Source organism: Aeromonas sp. 160P, from assembly GCF_055193095.1.
On record NZ_JBUXKV010000001.1, the window covers coordinates 3,604,333 to 3,622,000 of the forward strand.

At 58.5% G+C, this 17,668-nt stretch carries 16 protein-coding genes, 3 tRNA genes and 2 pseudogenes; 7 read left to right on the forward strand and 14 right to left on the reverse strand.

Annotated features, from left to right (window positions below):
• Positions 1 to 262: 262 nt before the first annotated feature.
• Positions 263 to 1,162: pseudogene (locus ACY8FN_RS16720) on the reverse strand (IS3 family transposase); the annotation flags it as partial.
• 61 nt (positions 1,163 to 1,223) lie between these two features.
• Here ACY8FN_RS16720 and ACY8FN_RS16725 point away from each other — a divergent pair.
• On the forward strand, positions 1,224 to 2,267 hold the full coding sequence (locus ACY8FN_RS16725) for an IS110 family RNA-guided transposase (RefSeq protein ID WP_139692446.1): 1,044 nt from the start codon (positions 1,224 to 1,226) through the stop codon (positions 2,265 to 2,267).
• 240 nt (positions 2,268 to 2,507) lie between these two features.
• On the opposite strand, the pseudogene ACY8FN_RS16730 reads toward ACY8FN_RS16725, so the two are convergent.
• Positions 2,508 to 2,768 (reverse strand): annotated as a pseudogene (locus ACY8FN_RS16730) (transposase); the annotation flags it as partial.
• 51 nt (positions 2,769 to 2,819) lie between these two features.
• On the opposite strand from ACY8FN_RS16730, the gene ACY8FN_RS16735 reads away from it, so the two are divergent.
• From ACY8FN_RS16735 to ACY8FN_RS16750, 4 genes are all read left to right on the forward strand, one after another.
• On the forward strand, positions 2,820 to 3,260 hold the full coding sequence (locus ACY8FN_RS16735; RefSeq protein WP_463100638.1) for a hypothetical protein: 441 nt from the start codon (positions 2,820 to 2,822) through the stop codon (positions 3,258 to 3,260).
• A 69-nt stretch (positions 3,261 to 3,329) separates the two neighbouring features.
• Positions 3,330 to 3,824 carry a phage tail protein gene (locus ACY8FN_RS16740; RefSeq protein WP_463100639.1) on the forward strand — a complete coding sequence of 165 codons (495 nt, stop codon included), beginning with the start codon at positions 3,330 to 3,332 and terminating at the stop codon, positions 3,822 to 3,824.
• On the forward strand, positions 3,824 to 4,270 hold the full coding sequence (locus ACY8FN_RS16745; protein WP_463100640.1) for a hypothetical protein: 447 nt from the start codon (positions 3,824 to 3,826) through the stop codon (positions 4,268 to 4,270). Before ACY8FN_RS16740 ends, ACY8FN_RS16745 begins: the two co-directional genes overlap by 1 nt.
• A complete protein-coding gene (locus tag ACY8FN_RS16750; protein ID WP_463100641.1) occupies positions 4,230 to 5,009 on the forward strand; it encodes a contractile injection system protein, VgrG/Pvc8 family in 780 nt (259 codons plus the stop codon). The genes ACY8FN_RS16745 and ACY8FN_RS16750 overlap by 41 nt, the downstream gene beginning before the upstream one ends.
• Positions 5,010 to 5,091: 82 nt before the next feature.
• On the opposite strand, the gene ACY8FN_RS16755 is transcribed toward ACY8FN_RS16750, so the two are convergent.
• The 11 genes from ACY8FN_RS16755 to ACY8FN_RS16805 all read right to left on the reverse strand — a co-directional run bounded on the left by ACY8FN_RS16755 (position 5,092) and on the right by ACY8FN_RS16805 (position 15,287).
• Positions 5,092 to 5,178 (reverse strand) — tRNA-Leu (locus ACY8FN_RS16755).
• 41 nt (positions 5,179 to 5,219) lie between these two features.
• Positions 5,220 to 5,293 (reverse strand) — tRNA-Cys (locus tag ACY8FN_RS16760).
• Positions 5,294 to 5,328: 35 nt separating this feature from the next.
• Positions 5,329 to 5,404 (reverse strand) — tRNA-Gly (locus tag ACY8FN_RS16765).
• A 181-nt stretch (positions 5,405 to 5,585) separates the two neighbouring features.
• The gene (gene pgsA, locus ACY8FN_RS16770; RefSeq protein ID WP_042018936.1) at positions 5,586 to 6,140 is read right to left on the reverse strand and encodes a CDP-diacylglycerol--glycerol-3-phosphate 3-phosphatidyltransferase; all 555 of its coding nucleotides are present in this window, start codon (positions 6,138 to 6,140) and stop codon (positions 5,586 to 5,588) included.
• 209 nt (positions 6,141 to 6,349) lie between these two features.
• Positions 6,350 to 8,203, reverse strand: coding sequence for an excinuclease ABC subunit UvrC (gene uvrC, locus ACY8FN_RS16775; RefSeq protein WP_042018934.1), 1,854 nt, complete (start codon positions 8,201 to 8,203; stop codon positions 6,350 to 6,352).
• 128 nt (positions 8,204 to 8,331) lie between these two features.
• Positions 8,332 to 8,976 carry a UvrY/SirA/GacA family response regulator transcription factor gene (uvrY, locus tag ACY8FN_RS16780; protein ID WP_042018933.1) on the reverse strand — a complete coding sequence of 215 codons (645 nt, stop codon included), beginning with the start codon at positions 8,974 to 8,976 and terminating at the stop codon, positions 8,332 to 8,334.
• A gap of 215 nt (positions 8,977 to 9,191) precedes the next feature.
• Positions 9,192 to 9,959: a 3-deoxy-manno-octulosonate cytidylyltransferase gene (gene kdsB, locus ACY8FN_RS16785; RefSeq protein ID WP_463100642.1), complete on the reverse strand. Its 768-nt coding sequence runs from the start codon at positions 9,957 to 9,959 to the stop codon at positions 9,192 to 9,194.
• Positions 9,956 to 10,144: a Trm112 family protein gene (locus ACY8FN_RS16790; RefSeq protein ID WP_042018929.1), complete on the reverse strand. Its 189-nt coding sequence runs from the start codon at positions 10,142 to 10,144 to the stop codon at positions 9,956 to 9,958. The genes kdsB and ACY8FN_RS16790 overlap by 4 nt, the downstream gene beginning before the upstream one ends.
• A 72-nt stretch (positions 10,145 to 10,216) precedes the next feature.
• Complete coding sequence (gene lpxK / locus ACY8FN_RS16795; RefSeq protein ID WP_463100643.1) at positions 10,217 to 11,212, reverse strand: tetraacyldisaccharide 4'-kinase; 996 nt, start codon at positions 11,210 to 11,212, stop codon at positions 10,217 to 10,219.
• Positions 11,212 to 12,981 (reverse strand): lipid A ABC transporter ATP-binding protein/permease MsbA, encoded by a 1,770-nt coding sequence (msbA, locus tag ACY8FN_RS16800; protein WP_098969732.1) that lies wholly within the window; start codon positions 12,979 to 12,981, stop codon positions 11,212 to 11,214. The genes lpxK and msbA overlap by 1 nt, the downstream gene beginning before the upstream one ends.
• A gap of 104 nt (positions 12,982 to 13,085) precedes the next feature.
• On the reverse strand, positions 13,086 to 15,287 hold the full coding sequence (locus ACY8FN_RS16805) for a DNA internalization-related competence protein ComEC/Rec2 (RefSeq protein ID WP_463100644.1): 2,202 nt from the start codon (positions 15,285 to 15,287) through the stop codon (positions 13,086 to 13,088).
• A 27-nt stretch (positions 15,288 to 15,314) separates the two neighbouring features.
• Between ACY8FN_RS16805 and ACY8FN_RS16810 the strand changes: the two genes are divergently transcribed.
• Both ACY8FN_RS16810 and ACY8FN_RS16815 read left to right on the forward strand, forming a co-directional pair.
• A complete protein-coding gene (locus ACY8FN_RS16810; RefSeq protein ID WP_463100645.1) occupies positions 15,315 to 15,833 on the forward strand; it encodes a DUF2062 domain-containing protein in 519 nt (172 codons plus the stop codon).
• Complete coding sequence (locus ACY8FN_RS16815; RefSeq protein WP_042018923.1) at positions 15,827 to 16,330, forward strand: DUF2062 domain-containing protein; 504 nt, start codon at positions 15,827 to 15,829, stop codon at positions 16,328 to 16,330. The genes ACY8FN_RS16810 and ACY8FN_RS16815 overlap by 7 nt, the downstream gene beginning before the upstream one ends.
• 123 nt (positions 16,331 to 16,453) lie before the next feature.
• On the opposite strand, the gene ACY8FN_RS16820 is transcribed toward ACY8FN_RS16815, so the two are convergent.
• A complete protein-coding gene (locus ACY8FN_RS16820) occupies positions 16,454 to 17,644 on the reverse strand; it encodes an amino acid aminotransferase (RefSeq protein WP_463100646.1) in 1,191 nt (396 codons plus the stop codon).
• Between the last annotated feature and the right edge of the window lie 24 nt (positions 17,645 to 17,668).

Genomic DNA, 17,668 nt, shown 5'->3' on the forward strand with positions numbered 1-17,668 from the left:
GAGACCAGCAAAGGGAGTTACCCATCACAGCAATAGGCACCGGATGGCTATCTTAAACCAAACTAATCCGAACTCACCAGTCAAAAAGTGAATCGCCGAAGGTACTTGCAGACGGCGTTACGAGACCCCCGCAGTTCTTGCTATTGGTTGCCGATTTGCAAGTAAAACAGATTCTTCATCTAAATAGCTGTTCCGAATAGTAGATCACTGGAGGAAGGGAACTCAGTCCAGTTTGTGCGATCTCTGTAGTGGTCTGTAGTGGTCAACTAAATCCGGACACTTGGTTAGGCCGAACCTCGGCTTTTGCTGGCGGCATCCCGTCATTGTGGCGATGTGGACGCCGCCAGTTGTAGTAATCCATCAGGTAATAACTGATATCCCGCTTTGCTTCCCGCACGCTCATGTATCCCGTTGCCGGCAGCCACTCTGACTTCAGGCTTCTGAACAACCGCTCCATCGGGGCGTTATCCCAGCAGTTGCCACGTCGACTCATGCTCTGGGTCATGCGATAGCGCCACAGTCGTTGCCGAAACGCACGGCTGCCATATTGGCTGCCCTGGTCGGAGTGAAACAGCACGCCTGATGGGCAACCTCGTTGCTGATAGGCCATCTCGAGCGCTTTTATTGCCAGCTCTGCATCAGGTTTGTCAGACATCCCCCAGCCCACGACCCGCCGGGTATGCAGGTCGAGCACTACGGCAAGGTAATGCCAACAACCACCAACCCAGATGTAGGTGATATCGCCACACCACACCTGATTGGGTTGCGGAACATCAAATTCGCGGGCCAGCAGATTGGGAATATCCGGTCGTTCAGACCGTGCAACCTTATAGCGGTGTGCGCCCGGCTGTTTGGATGCCAACCCGACTTCCTTCATCAGGTTACGTATTTTGGATCGGCCAATCTGATACCCCAACTCCCGCATCATCGACATCAAGGCGCGGCTGCCTGCCGAGCTCCGGCTCTCTTTGAACAACCGGCGCAACTCGCTGCGTTGCTGTATCCGCTCACGGTTAATCGTCCGCTTGCGGGCCAGATAGTCGTAAAAACAGGAAGTGGGGACATCGAAAGCGCAGCAGACCAGGGTGATGGGGGCTTGCTCTCTTAATCGGTCTATTAGCGCGTACGTGTGAACTCGTCCGTCATCAAGAGAGCCGTAGCCTAATGGGATGGTCTGCTCCATCCACCCCGCTATGCTGTAGCCAGCATCAAGGAGGCTCATCATGACTCAAGCGCAGATTTACATTTACGGGATCGATTTAGGCAAAAATTGGTTTCACCTGGTGGCGATGGATCGCATGGGGCATGTATTGACCAAGCAAAAGCTCACTCGTTCACAACTGAAACAGTTCATCAGTACGACCCCACCCTGTCGGGTCGCCTTCGAGGCATGTCCTGGTTCGCAATACTGGGGGCGCCTGTTTCAACAGGCGGGGTTCGAACCCAAGATTATCCCTGCCCAATTTGTGAAGCCCTACCTCAAATCAAACAAGAATGACTTCAACGATGCTACCGCCATTGCCGAGGCTGGTAGCAGAGGCACTATGCGCTGTGTCCCGTTGAAATCTCATGAGCAACTGGCATTGCAGGCGACTCATCGCGTCCGTCAGCGTTTCATCGTCGAACGTACCGCCACTGTCAATCAGATGCGAGCGTTGCTGCTGGAATATGGGCTCACCGTGCCAGTCGGCAGAAAAGTCTTCGAGCGCTCTCTGCCGACGATCCTTGAAGATGCCGAGAATGGCTTGCCTGACTTTATCCGCGCCCTGGTATTACGCCTGAGAGAACGGTGGCAACAGCTGGATATTCAGATTGATGACATGAGCCTCATGCTCGGACAAGCCTCAAGCGCATCAAGTTTGTGCCAAAAAATCAGTACCGTCCCCGGCATTGGACCGATTGTCTCAACCGCGTTGATTGCCGCGATTGGCAATGGCTCACAATTCAAGAAAGCCCGCGACCTGTCAGCCTGGTTGGGGCTGGTCCCCAGGCAATATTCAACGGGCGGAAAATCTTCGCTCGGCGGGATCAGTAAGCGTGGCAATAGCTATTTAAGGCAAATGGTTATTCAGGGCGCCAAAGCGCTGAAAATTCACATGAAGCGTGACAAATCATCGTTAGGCGAATGGGTCGCTAGGCTGGAGGCCGGCCATCACCATCATGTGGTCCTTATCGCCTTGGCCAACAAGATAATGCGAATTTGCTGGAAAGTACTGACATCCGGCAGGGATTACCAACCCTATCCCAACGCAAGCGCAGCCGTTTAACAGATATAACTCATACCCGGTTTTGCGAGCCAAAAACAGATGACAGAAGCGTTCACCCCACGACGTTGCAGCCTGGCTAAAAAAGCAGTCTCTCATGACTGGTAGCTTTATTAGGACGACGACGTGCGGATCCCATCAAGGCCAGAGCCGGAAAACGGCTCACAGACAGGCCGGATACATTGACGCAAACGACTTCTGGAAATCAGTTCAAGCTTGCAGATAAGGAGCAGACCATACATTTTTTAGAATGTCCTTTTCGCGTTCGAGCCGATTGATGCGGGCTTCCAGCTCCTGGATTTTCTGCTGCTCAGGAGTCAGCGCTTTGCTGATAGGAGTAGTGCCGGTTCGTTCGGATTGCAGTTGCCGAACCCAGCGGCGAAGTATGGTTTCACCGACATCCAGTGAACGGCTTGCTTCGGGGACAGAATATCCCTGGTCGAGCACCAGGGATGCGGCTTCGAGTTTGAATTCGGCAGTAAATGAGCGACGTAATCTTGTCATTGAACACCTCAGGTTATGGTGGCGACTGTACCACCTAAAATGGTGTCCGGGATGATTAGACCACTACATCTCATTTACAAAAACTGGGATGGTATATCGAAATGGTTCAGCGAACTGTGGGACGCCCCATCCAAAGCCTTGAGCAAGTTCTGGGATGATGCGGTCGCCAAGATCAAAAGCCTGACAGACCTGCTGCCTGACTGGATGAAAGACTCTGCCAACATGACCGCCAGCATCAGCACCACGGCGAACCCGTCTGGAATGAACCAATGGGCATTGGCGGGGGGCGCAACCATTGGTGAGCGCATCATGACGTCACCGCGCCCAATAGCCAAAGCAGGAGGCACCACCAATATCAACGCCCACATCACCGTCAACCAACAGCCAGGGCAATCAGGTACAGACGTGGCCAAAGCGATAACCACAGAGCTTGATAAACGTGAACGTAACGCAGCGGCGGCTTACCGAGCGCAATACGGTGACAGGCCATGATATGCAGTTGATTTTCACAATACCTTGCGGGCAGCCCCTGCCTTTTACATCCAGTAAGGAGATAACCACATGATGATGACCCTGGGCTGGTTCGTGTTTATGCGCTCGACCGTGGCCCCCCAATCCCAACAAGACGAAAAATCATGGCGCCACCCGGGCAATAACCGGGTCGGCGCCCGCCCCTCATATCAGTACCTCGGGCCAGATGACGAACTCAGCACCCTGAGCGGGGTGCTCTATCCAGAGCTCACCGGCGGGCCCGTCTCCCTCGATATGCTCAATAGCATGGGCGACAGCGGCCAAGCCTTCCCATTAATCCAGGGCGATGGCGTGATGCGCGGCTCATTCGTGATAGAGGGGATCAGCACCACCCGCAGCGAGTTCTTTCAAGATGGCAGCGCCAGAAAAATCGAGTTCACCATCAAGCTCAAGCGCATTGATAACAACGATGGCAGCCTCGTCAGTGGCCTGCTAGGCCGCGTGGGCGGTAACCTGCTTGGCCGTCTCGGCGGCAGCGTGATGATGGGCGCCATGATCGGCGGCAAAGTTGGGGGGCTCTATTAATGGCGACCCTGGGCGAACTGGCCGAATTTGCGGGCATCAAAAACCCGCTCAATGACCTGCTGAATGGCCATCCGATCCCGGCTTATCAACTACTGATCGATGGCAATGACATTTCGGCAGCCATCCGTCCTCGTTTGATGTCGATGACCATCACCGATAACCGGGGTTTTTCGGCCGACACCATCGAGGTAACCCTTGATGACAGCGACGGCCTGCTAGCCATGCCACGCCGTGGGGCCACGATGCAAGCCTTTATCGGTTGGCAGGGCCAAGCGCTGGTCGATAAAGGCACCTTCAACATTGACGAGGTGGGGCACAGCGGCGCCCCGGACTCCCTCTCCATCCGGGGCAAGTCAGCAGACTTGAGCGGTGGAATGAACAAACTGCGCGAGCGCAGCTGGCACAATGAATACATCGGAGCCATCGTCGAGCAGCTGGCACAATGAATACATCGGAGCCATCGTCGAGCAGCTGGCCGCCCGCTATGGCCTGACCCCGAGCGTCGGCGAAGCCTTCAAGGGAATGATGATCGACCACATCGACCAGACCAACGAAAGCGATCTGGCCTTTCTCACCCGCTTGGCAACCGAGCAGGATGCCATCGCCACCGTCAAATCGGGCCGTCTGATGTTCATCAAAGCGGGCAATGGCACCACCGCCAGTGGCAAGCCACTCCCTGGCATCACCATCACCCGCCAGGACGGCGATCAGCACCAGTTCTCGGTGGCCGACCGCGATGCCTACACCGGCGTCACCGCCTACTGGCAAGACAACAAGGCCGCCGAGAAAAAGAAAATCGAGGTGAAGCGCAAGAAGAAGACCAAACCGAAGGAAGAACAACCGCTGCCACCGGGGGTTATTGTCAACAAGCAGGAGCATGAGCTGCTGGTTGGTAGTAACGAGAACGTCAAGGAGCTGCGCCATGTTTACACAAGCCAGAGCAACGCCCAGCGGGCTGCCAGGGCAGAGTGGGAAAAGCTGCAGCGCGGCGTGGCAGAGTTTCAGATCACCTTGGCCAGAGGTCGCCCCGAACTCTACCCGGAACAACCCACCACGGTCAGGGGCTTCAAACCACAAATCGACGAGGCCGACTGGCTACTCACACAGGTGGTGCACGACCTCACCGATCAGGGCTACACCAACCGCCTGCAACTCGAAGTGAAGGTGGAAGAGCTACCGGAATAAACCTGTGTGGATCAAATGTGGACACTGAGGAAAAATAAAAAGGCCACTATCGCTAGTGGCCTTTGTAACTCTTTGATTTTAATGGTGCCCGAGGCCGGAATCGAACCGGCACGCCTCGAAAAGCGAGGGATTTTAAATCCCTTGTGTCTACCGATTTCACCACTCGGGCACCGCAATCGGTATCAAGTCCGCGTGGCGGGCTTGTCAATATGGAGGCACGTTCCGGAGTCGAACCGGACTAAACGGATTTGCAATCCGCTGCATAACCGCTTTGCTAACGCGCCATGCAAAAGAGAGTTGGCTCTCTATTGTCTGAATTTGGAGCGGGAAACGAGACTCGAACTCGCGACCCCGACCTTGGCAAGGTCGTGCTCTACCAACTGAGCTATTCCCGCATTGGTCTGGCTGACTGCCTGACTACGAGGACGCATTCTAGCGATGTTCCTCGCCCAGTCAACCAGAAATATTTAATTACCTGATCGCTCGGGCATTTTTTGCCCTTTTTGAACAGTTTTAGCGCCTTTGGCCGTTTCCTGTCTCAAGTCAGCGGAAACGTCACCTTGCGGCGCGGGTGACTCACAGCTTGGCGTGGTGGGTCAGATCGCCCCAGGCGGCCTTCATGTACTGGAACATCGACCAGAAGGTAAGCACGGTGGCGACATAGAGCATCACATAGGCGAGCCACACCATCCAGACGTTGTATTGCCAGATAAGGCCGGTGAGCGACACCATCTGGATCATGGTCTTCCACTTGCCAATCCAGCTGACCGCCACCGAGGAGCGTTTGCCGAGTTCAGCCATCCATTCGCGCAGGGCGGAGATGATGATCTCGCGGCCAATCATGGTCATGGCGGGGATGGTGACCCAGATGGTGTTGTAGTGTTCGACGATGACCACCAGCGCGGCGGCGACCATGATCTTGTCAGCAACCGGGTCGAGGAAGGCGCCAAAGGCGGTGGACTGGTTCAGCTTGCGCGCAAGGTAGCCATCAAACCAGTCGGTGGCAGCGGCCAGGATAAAGACGAGGGCGGCCGCCAGATAGGACCATTGATAAGGCAGATAAAACAGGATGACGAAGACGGGAATGAGCAAAATCCGGAAAAACGTCAACAGGTTAGGTATGTTTGTCATTATTTTCAGCCACTTCTTGTACGTCGCTACACAGTGCGCCAAAGCCGATTTGCGATGCAATCGCACTGGCGCTCGTCTCGGTCTTGTTAATCCATCAATCTTCTCAAGATGCGGGGCCATTATGGCATTTACGGCCCCCCCGCGTCACGGCTCTTGTGCATCAAGGAGTTAGCGATCTCCTCTGGCGCCAACGAGGGACCAACAGCGGGTCAGGCACTGTGCAAGCCATCGTGGATGGTCTGAGCCAGCTCCTGACTGATACCGGGCACCTTAGCCAACTCGTCCACGCTCGCCTTTTTCACCTCCTGCAGGCCGCCAAGGTATTTGAGCAGCGCCTGACGCCGCTTCGGGCCTACCCCGGGAATATCCTCCAGACTGCTGCTGGTGCGGGCCTTGGCGCGCCGCGCCCGGTGACCGGTAATGGCAAAACGGTGGGATTCATCGCGAATATGCTGAATAAGGTGCAAAGCGGGCATATCTGCCGGCAAGTGCAGCTCTTCGTGGCTCTCCCCCATGATCAGGGTCTCCAGCCCCGCCTTGCGGGTCACCCCCTTGGCGATCCCCACCAACAGCGGGTATTTGCCACCGAGGAACTCCAGCTGGCGCGCCAGGATCTCTTCGGCGCGGCGCAATTGCCCAAGACCGCCGTCGATAAACAGCACGTCCGGCACCTTGTCCGGCTCCTGCAACTTGCCAAAACGGCGCTCCAGCACCTGCTCCATGGCCGCGTAGTCATCGCCACCGGTAATACCGTCGATATTGAAACGACGATACTCGGAGCTGAGCGGCCCCTCGCGGTTGAACACCACGCAAGAGGCCACCGTGCGCTCCCCCATGGTGTGGGAAATATCAAAACACTCCATGCGGGCGATGGGACGCTCCAGCTCCAGCAGCTCCTCCAGCTGATCGTAGCGGGCGATGAGGGTGCTCTTGTGGGCCAGCCGGGAGCGCAGCGCAGTCTCGGCGTTGATGGAGGCGAGCTTGATAAAACGAGCCCGCTCGGCGCGGGTGCGGCTGACCACCCGCACCTTGTAGCCCGCAGTCTGGCTCAGGGTTTCGGCGATCACGCTCTCGTCCTCGAGGGCCACATCGAGCAGCACCTCACTGGGGATCTGCCGACCCCCCTGCCCCGACAGATAGAACTGCAGCAGGAAGGATTGCACCACCTCGTCCTGCGGAGTATCGGCCGGCACTTTCGGGAAGTAGCTGCGCGAACCGAGCACCTTGCCCTGCCGGATAAACAGTACGTGGATGCAGGCGGCCCCTTGCTCGAAGGCGACCCCCACCACATCCAGCTCGTCCAGCACGTTGCCACTCACCGACTGCTGCTCGGTGACGCGGCGTAGCGCCTGGATCTGATCCCGATAGCGGGCCGCCTCTTCAAAGCGCAGATCGCCGCTGGCGGACTCCATCTTGCCCACCAGCTCGCCAATCACCTGCTGGTTCTTGCCCGCCAGAAACAGCTTGGCCAACTCCACCTGCTGGGCATATTCGGCCTCGCTCACCAGCCCTGCCACGCAGGGGCCCGCGCAGCGCTTGAGCTGATAGAGCAGGCAGGGACGGCTGCGGTTGGCATAGACCGCATCCTCGCACTGGCGCACCGGAAAGATCTTCTGCATCAAGTGCAAGCTCTCGCGTACCGCGCCGCCGGAGGGATACGGCCCGAAGTACTCCCCCTTCACCTTGCGGGCGCCGCGATGGACGCCGATACGCGGGTGCAGGTGCGCGGTGATGATGATCCAGGGGTAGGATTTATCATCCCGCAGCAACACGTTGTAGCGGGGCTGGTACTGCTTGATCAGGTTGTGCTCGAGGATCAGTGCCTCGGTCTCGGTGTGAGTGACAGTGACCTGGATATCGGCGATCTGGCGCACCAGAGTGCGGGTCTTGATGCTGTCGACATTGGTGCGAAAGTAGGAGGCGAGCCGCTTTTTCAGATCCTTGGCCTTGCCCACATAGATAACGGTACCACCGCTGTCATACATGCGGTAGACGCCACTCTGATGGGTCACGGCGCTCAGAAACGCTTTGCTGTCGAAGAGGGGATCGGGAGAGAGGGTCATCAGCTACTCGGCTCAACAGATGAATGCAAAAAGACGGGCAGAGCATACTGCCCCTGCCGCCTGAAAAGCAAAGGGGCAGAAAAGCAAAAAGGCGGCATCCGCCGCCTTTGAGACCTCACGCCACCCGGTTACAGGGTGTCGGCATCCAGCATGCCATAGCGAATGGCCAGATGAGTCAGCTCCACGTCACCGCTGATGTCCAGCTTGCTGAACAGGCGATAGCGGTAGCTATTGACCGTCTTCGGGCTCAGGTTGAGCTGCTCGGAGATATCGGTCACCTTCTGTCCCTTGGTGATCATCATCATGATCTGCAACTCCCGCTCGGAGAGGGACTTGAAGGGATTCTCGTCTGCCGAGGCAAACTGGCTCAGGGCCATCTGCTGGGCGATCTCCGGGGAGATGTAACGCTGACCGGAGTGCACCAGCCGGATCGCCTGGATCATCTCGTCAGGGGCCGCGCCCTTGGTCAGGTAACCCGCGGCACCCGCCTGCATCACCTTGGTAGGGAACGGATTTTCGCAGTGAATGGTCAGCACTATGATGCGTACATCGGGGCGGATCCGCAGAATTTTGCGGGTCGCCTCCAGACCACCAATGCCCGGCATGTTCATGTCCATCAGGATCACATCCGGATGGTGTTGGCGACAAAATGCAACGGCGGTTTCCCCGCTCTGTGCCTCGCCCACCACCTTGATCCCGCGCACGTCTTCAAGAATGCGTCTTATCCCTGTACGCACCAGCTCATGATCATCGACCAGGAATACATTTATCACCCAAACACCCCGTTTTTTATCTCGTTTTTGCCGCTCGGTTAGGGTTAACAGAGCGTCTTGCATCATAACCAAACTCGTCGCATTGGCAAACCATGTCCGCCAAAAGTTTGAGAAAACCCGTTATTGATGTTTAAAATCAAATAATTATATAAATATTAAAAACAAAAAACGGTGTCTGGCGACACCGTTGTTCCTTAATCTTCACGTCCTTGCCATCACTTGGCCAACAATGCGCGCACCTTCTCCAGATCGGCTTGGGTATCTACCCCTACCGGCGGGGCTTCAAGGGCCTGGGCAACGTGGATCTTCTCGCCGTACCAGAGCACCCGCAGCTGCTCCAGCGCTTCGACCTGCTCCAACACGCTCGGAGCCCAGTCCACATAACGCTGGATGAATCCGGCGCGATAGGCGTAGATGCCGATATGGCGCTGATAGTGGCCGCCAATCTGCTCGTGGCTCCCGGCAGCGCGATCTCTGGCAGCAAATCGGTCCCGATCCCAGGGAATGCACGCGCGACTGAAGTAGAGGGCGTAGCCATCCTTGTCAGTCACTACCTTGACCGCATTGGGATTGAACGCCTCTTCGGCATCCTTGATCGGCACCGACAGCGTGGCCATGGGTGCCGTGGCGGCGGCCAGATTGTCGGCCACCTGACGAATGATGGCGGGCGGAATGAGCGGTTCATCCCCCTGCACGTTGACGATGATGGTATCGGCAGCAAAGCCGTAGTGACGGCACACTTCGGCCAGACGCTCGGTGCCGGACTGGTGATCCGGTGAGGTCATGCACACCTCAACACCGGTCGCCGCCAACGCCTGCGCGACTCGCTGATCATCGGTGGCGACAATCACCCTGTCGGCGCCAGATTGCAGCGCTTTTTCAACTACATGCTGCACCATAGGCTTGCCATGGATATCCGCCAGCGGCTTGCCCGGCAAGCGGGTTGACGCATAGCGGGCTGGAATGACGACCACGAAACTCATGATGGCAGCTCATCGCTATTGAGCAGGCGGGCGCGGTTTTCCAACAGCACCGGGATCCCCTCTTCCAGCGGATAGGCCAGCTTGTCGAAGCGGCAAACCAGCTCATGAACAGCTTTGTTGTAGTGCAACTTACCCTTGCAGACCGGGCAGGCGATGATGTCGAGCAACTTGATATCTAATGCCAAAACGATACTCCTTCAACGATGTCGAGCCAGCCACACAACCCGGCCAGCTATGATGTCGAGCAATCCGATATGTTAAATCCCGGCACCCGCATTGGGTGCTTTCACCAATTTCAATTTCTGCAGCAGGGTATCGAGCAGGGGAGCCGGCAATTGGGCGCTGACCGGCAGATACCACCAGTTATCGAGGGCAAACGCGCGGCATTTGACCGCATCCTTTTCGGTCATCAGTAGCGGCTTGGCGGCAAAGCGCCCCACCAGCTCGCTGCGATCGAAGGGGTGGTGATCCCCGTAAGCGACCTGCTGATCCAGTGCGTAGCCCAATCCCTCCAGGGTGGCAAAGAAACGGGGGGGATGACCAATGCCTGCCAGGGCATCGACCGGGCCCGACAGTTGCGCCGCCAACGGGGCATCATCGCGCACCCGCCGCGGGGCATCGGCCACCAGTTGCATGGGATACTCCCCCTTGCCCGGCTCGCCACCATTGCAGATGATGGCGTCAACCCGCTTCAAACGGGTGACCGGCTCGCGCAACGGTCCCATGGGGAGCAGACAGGCATTGCCAAAACGGCGGGTACCATCCACCACCACCAGCTCGATGTCGCGGGCCAGTGCATAGTGCTGCAGACCGTCATCAGTGATGATGATATCCACCTCACCGCTCTGCTCCAGCAGCCGTACCGCGTCGGCCCGTTTCGGTGCAACCACTACCGGGCAACCGCAACGCCGGGCGATCAACACGGGTTCATCTCCCGCCTGCGCCGTGGTGCTGGTCTCATCCAGCCGATAAGGGTAATGGGGCGCCTTGCCACCATAACCCCGACTCACCACCCCGGGGCGAAAACCACGGGCTTGCAATTGCTCCACTAGCCAGACCACTACCGGGGTCTTGCCGTTGCCACCCACCGAAATATTGCCCACCACCATCACCGGCAAGGAGGAGCGATACCCCTTGCGCCAGCCGTGACGATAGGCGTAGCGGCGGGTGCCGCTGATGATGGCGAACAGCAGGGCAAAGGGGGCTAGCAACCAGCGCCAGCCACTGTTGCCGTACCAAAGCTGTTGCAGCATTAGGCCTTGGTTCCCAGTGACGCGCTCCCAAACTGGATGGCCCGCAGCTGGGCATAGGTGCCCTGCATGGCCATCAAGGTTTCATGGTTGCCGCGCTCAACGATATGACCCTCGTCGATCACCAGGATCTCGTCCGCCTTCTCGATGGTAGAGAGACGGTGGGCGATCATCAGCGAGGTGCGCGCTTTGCACAGCTCGTCGATGGCAGCCTGAATGTGGCGCTCTGACTCGGTATCGAGCGCCGAAGTCGCCTCATCGAGCAGCAGCACAGGTGCATCGCGCAGCAGGGCGCGGGCGATGGCGATACGCTGGCGCTGACCACCAGACAGCGATGCCCCGTTCTCGCCCACCACTGTGTCGTAACCCTCCGGCATCTTGCGCACAAACTCATCGGCATGGGCAATGCGGGCAGCCTGCTGGATCTCGTCCAGGCTGTAGCGCTCTTCGGCGGCATAGGCAATGTTATTGGCCACCGAGTCATTGAACAGGTGCACATGCTGGGAGACCAGCGCGTACTGCTTGCGCAGCTCACTCAACTTGTATTCGCGAATGTTGACGCCATCGAGCAGAATTTCGCCCTGTTCGATATCGTAGAAACGGGTCAACAGGCTGGCGATGGTGCTCTTGCCGGAGCCGGAGCGGCCCACCAGCGCCACCGATTTACCCGCCTCGACCTTGAAGCTGACATTGTGCAGCGCCGGTGTCTCTTTGGTCGGGTAGCTAAAGGTGACGTTGCGAAACTCGATTTCGCCGCGGGCGCGCGCCAGAGTACGGGTCCCTGAATCCTCTTCCGGGGTGGAATCGAGCAGGCCGAACAGGCTCTGACAGGCGGTGATACCGCGCTGGAACTGGTTGTTGACGTCAGTCAGGCTTTTCAGCGGCTTGAGCAGCATCATCATGGAGGTGACCATGACGGTAAAAGTACCGGCGGTCAGGGTCGCCTTGACGCTGTCGATGGTCGCCACATAGAGGAATGTCGCCAGCGCGACCGAGGCCACCATCTGGACGATAGGACTGCCGATGGCATCGGCCGCGACCATCTTCATGGTCTGCTGACGCATCCGGTTGCTGACGGTGAAGAAGCGCTTGTCTTCCACCTGCTGACCACCAAACATCAGCACCTCTTTATGACCTTTGAGCATCTGCTCGGTAGAGGTAGTGATGTCTCCCACCGCTTGCTGAATATGGCGGCTGATCTGGCGAAAGCGTCGGCTGATCAGGCCAATCAGGATCCCCACCACCGGGCCCACCACCAGGAAGATCACTGACAGCTGCCAGGAGTGCCAGAACATCAGCCCCAGCAGACCCACCACTGTGGCCCCCTCTCGCACCAGCGATACCAGGGTTGAGCTGGCAGCAGAGGATACCTGGCCTGCGTCATAGGTCACTTTGGAGAGCAAGTTGCCGGTATTCTGGCGGTCAAAGAAGCTCATGGGCATCGCCATCAGGTGGCTAAAAACCTGCTGCTGCAGCCGCATCACCACATGGTTGCCGACCCAGGCCATGCAATAGTTGGAGAGGAAAGCGGCGCAACCGCGCAGCGCCACAATGCCGAGAACGAAGAAAGGCATCCATTTCAATACGCTGCTGTCATTGCCATTGAGGCCCTGATCGATCAACGGTTTGATGGAGTAGACGAAGGTGGTATCCACGGCGGCATAGCCCAGCATCCCGATGATGCCACCAACCAGGCCCAGCTTGCGGTCCCGGACATAGCCGAGCAGGCGTTTGAATACTGGCCAGCTCTCTTGTGAGGTTTCTTGTTGCATGAATAGCCGTTAGTAATGGAAATGACGCGCCATTCTAGCCAAAGCTTGGGTTTCCACCAAGTGCCGCCTTGGATATGACCACCATCCACACCGGAAGTGACTATTTATTGGTCAAACCACCGCTTCGGCCGCCACCAGTCGCCACTGCGCCGATACCAGGGGCCATCATCACGCTCGGCCGTGACACGCAAGCCTTCAGCTGTTGGCTCGACCAATATCGCCCCCTGCTGACCGGTGATCCACTGGCGAGCATTCTGATAACGGGCCACCACCTCGGGACGGGGAAAGTGCCACTGGTTCCTGAAACCGGCGCTATGGACCACCTCTCGGGCCGCCACCGCCGCCACAAACGGTGGGGTGGAAGAGCTGCGGCTGCCATGGTGCGGGCTAACCAACAGGGTGCTGGCCAGCCCCTCGCCTTCCAGCGCCACCAGTCGCTGTTCGGCCTGCCGTTCGATATCGGCGCTCAGTAATATGCTGCGCTCGCCATCGCTGATCCGTACCACGCAGCCATCGTTGTTACGCCCACCGCCCGGGTGTTCGGGCCAGAGCACCGCAAACGCGAGCCCCTGCCAGCGCCACTGTTGCCCACGCTGGCAAAGGGTGGTTCCCTCGCTGAAGGGATAAGATGAGGTCTCATGGCGCACCGGCATGGCGCTGAGCAGCCGCCTGCGATTACCGGCATGATCCCGATCCTTGTGGCTGATGATGAGACGATCGATCACTCTGATACCCAGACGGCTCAACTGGGGCAAGATCACCGCATCCGCCATGTTATAGCCACCGGGATAGCGATCACCGGTGTCATAGAGGATGGCGCGATCGCCCTTGCTGATCAGCACCGCCAGCCCCTGCCCCACATCCAGTACCCGCAGTTGCCAGCGGGCCGGTGCAGGCCAGCACGCCAACACCAGCGCAAGGACGCCCGGCAGCCAGATCCAGCGTGCGGGGCGCCACTGCCAACCGAACCAGAGCAGCAACAGCAGGGCACAGAGCGGCAGCCACCAGCCTGGCAGTGGCCACCACAGTTGCAACTGACCGGCCAACCAGCTCAACGTGGCCAGCACCCACCCCAGCCCCAGATCCGCCAGCCAGAACAGGCCATAGGCGAGCGAAGTGGAGAGCGGTGCCAGCAGCACGCCAATCAGCGCCAGCGGTATGATGGCAATACAAAAGAGCGGCACCGCCAGCAGGTTGATCACCATGGCCAGCGGCGCGATTCCCTCAAATAGCGCCAACTGCAGTGGCAACAGGCCGAGCAGTAACCAGAGCTGGATCTGCCACAACCCGGGCTTGTGGTGGAAATATCCCACCAGCAACAAAATGGCCACCGCCAGAAACGAGAGCCAGAACCCGGCCGAATAGAGGGCGAAGGGATCCCAGAGGGTCAGCACTACAAAGGCCCACAACCAGATGCGCCAGGCGGGCCACTCCCGCCGGCTCCAGCGCAGCACACTCCACACCAGCACCATGATCAGGGCCCGCTCGGTGGCCACCGCAAATCCTGCCAGCGCGCTATAGACGGCAGCAAACAGCAGGGACGTGACAATGGCGCCACGCAGGCCAAACAAACGCCCCAGCCACCACCCGAGCACCGCCACCAGCGCAATATGTTGCCCTGAAATAGCGATGATATGAGTCAGGCCGCTGCCGCGAAACAGCTCCCACTGGGCATCCGTGATGCCACTCTGCTCACCAAAGGTGAGGGCCGCCAGCAAGGGCGCATGGTCAAGCGGACGCCAACTCTCGGTCGCCGCTCCCAACCAGCGTTCACGCCAGCCCGCGGCCACTGGCTCAATGGCGATCACCCGGCGCAGATTGCCGGTGGCGGTGATCCCCTTGCCCAGCAGCAGACGCCGCCCATCCAGCCCGGCCTCGTTGGCAAGACCGTGGGCCGGTTTCAGCGAAGTGACCAGGGTGATCCGGCTGCCCACAGTCATGGCTGGCAATGCCTGATAAGCATTGACCCGGATCAGGGGCTCAGGTGTCACCGGTTGTGCGTCAAGGGTGCTCACCCGCAGCAGCAGCCGGACAAATTTATCCCCCTCGGGCTCTGCACTTTGCAGCTGCGCGGTTATGATGTGGCTTGTTTGCTCTCCAAGCTGGTTCAACCACGTCAGCCGATAGGCAAGGTTGGCTTGCATCCAGAGGATACCAAGCAGGAGAAACAACAACCGCCAGGCGCGGTAATATGCAAGGGGAGCCAGCAGGGACAGCAACAGGCCCCCCCATGCGAGTGAAGGTAACCATGGCCAGAGCAGTGAGGAGCTTGCCCCCAGGGCAAACGACAATAGACGCAGATCCATGGGATAAGTATTTAGCAAGGTTTCAATATGCCCAAACGACTCATAAAACGCTGGATGCCCGATCAACAAACCTTGAAAGAACACAAGCACTTGCGACTGTTCGGCAAACTGCTGCTCGACGCCAATCTCTGGCATCTCAATCGACGCTCTGCCGCAGGTGCATTTGCGGTAGGCCTGTTCATAGCCTGGGTGCCACTGCCCTGCCAGATGTTGCTGGCCGCCGGGGGTGCCATCCTGTTTCGGGTCAACTTACCACTGTCAGTGGCGCTGGTCTGGCTCTCCAACCCCTTCACCATGCCGCCCCTGCTCTATGGCGCCTATCTGGTCGGTTGCCAGCTGCTGGGACATTCGGCACAGCAGATCGAGATTGAGTTCACCTGGGATTGGCTGGTCTCGGTGCTGGGGACGATAGCGCCGCCGCTGTTGATGGGATCGCTGATACTGGCCCTGCTGAGCTCCCTCATCGGCTACACCCTGATCCGCACCTTCTGGCGGATCAGCACGGTGCGTCAGTGGCAAAAGCGCAAGGTAGCACGCGCATGCTGAGTCGCTGGTTTGCCCGCTTCAAAATAGACCCCGACACCCTGCGCCAGCAAAAATGGTTTGCGCTGTTTGGTGAGCGGTTGCTGGCACCCGCGCTGTGGCAAGGGGGCTCCCGAGCCCTCAGTGGCGCGGTAGCGGCCGGGATCTTCGCCTGCTGGATCCCCATCCCGATGCATTCGCTCATCGCCGTCGGACTGGCGCTGGCATTCAGCCTCAACCTGCCGCTGGCCCTGCTGGCTGTCTGGTTCAACAATCCGCTGACCTTGCCGTTCATGTATCTCTACGCCTATCGCACCGGTTGTCTGGTGCTGCACCAGACGCCAGAGCCTTTCCACCTTAGCTGGACCCTCCACTGGCTGGAGCAGGAGGCGGTAACCCTGGTGCCCCCGTTCCTGCTCGGCAGCCTGCTGCTGGCGGTGTTGACTGCCCTGAGCGGCGGCGCCCTGACCGCGCTGCTACTGCAGTTGCGCAAACTGTGGCAAGGCGCTCGTCACCACTGAATCGCCCTTTCCATTGTTTGTCGATCAACATTTGGCGATCAGCACTTGGCGATCAAAAAAGCCCGTCACCAAGGTGACGGGCTTTTTCATGGCATAGTGCCGCATGAGCACAAGGTGATGGGGTTACAGCACCTTGGCGATCGCCTCGCACAGGGGATCGATATTGGCACGGGTAATACCGGCCACGCTGATCCGGCCGGAGCCGACGATGTAGATGGCGAATTCGCTGTTGAGGCGCGCAACCTGATCCTTGGAGAGACCGGAGAAGGAGAACATGCCGTTCTGCTCGCGGATAAAGCTGAAATCCTGGCTCACACCGAGGGCTGCCAGTTTTTCCACCAACAGCTCGCGCATCTCGCGAATACGCACCCGCATCGCGGCCACTTCTTCAACCCACTCGGCATAGAGAGCCGGATCGCTCACCACGGCGGTGACCACTGCAGCACCGTGTGACGGCGGGTTGGAGTAGTTGGCACGGATCACAGTCTTGACCTGAGTGAAGGCCACATCGGCGATCTCTTTGGTCGCGCTCACCAGGGTGAAGGCGCCGACCCGTTCGTTATAGAGGCCGAAGTTCTTGGAAAAAGAGCTCGCCACCAGCAGCTCGTCGTGGCACTCGGCGAAGATACGCAGACCTTCGGCATCCTCTTCGATACCACGGGCAAAGCCCTGATAGGCAAAGTCAAACATTGGCAGCCAGCCAGCGGCAGCACTCTGCTTGGCCAGCGCGCGCCACTGATCGCTGGTGGGGTCGATACCGGTCGGGTTGTGGCAGCAACCGTGCAGCAGCACCAGCTCACCCGGCTGTACTTCCGCCAGTGAGGCCTGCATGGCGGCAAAGTCGAGCCCCTTGGTGGCGGCATCATAATACTTGTACCACTTGACGGTCAGACCTGCGGCCTGGAATACGCTGACGTGGTTGGCCCAGGTGGGATCGGAGATCCAGATGGTCTTGGCCAGACCGTTGCGCACCACGAATTCGGCAGCGATACGCAGGGCCCCGGTGCCGCCCGGTGCTTGGGCTGTTTTGGCACGACCGCTGGCAACCAGTGCGGAATTCTGCCCGAACAGCAGTTGCTGCACGATGCGGCCATATTCGATATTGCCTTCAATACCGAGGTAATTCTTGGTCTTCTCGTCAGTCAGCAGCTTCTGCTCGGCTTTCTTGACACAGTGAAGGATTGGGGTGGCACCGGTCTCATCCTTGTAGATCCCGACCCCCAGATTGATCTTGTGGCTGCGAGAGTCAGCGCGGAAGGCTTCGGTCAGGCCCAGGATCGGATCCGCTGGGGCGGCAACAACCTTTTCAAACATGGTATTCCCTGTATTCCGTTGAGT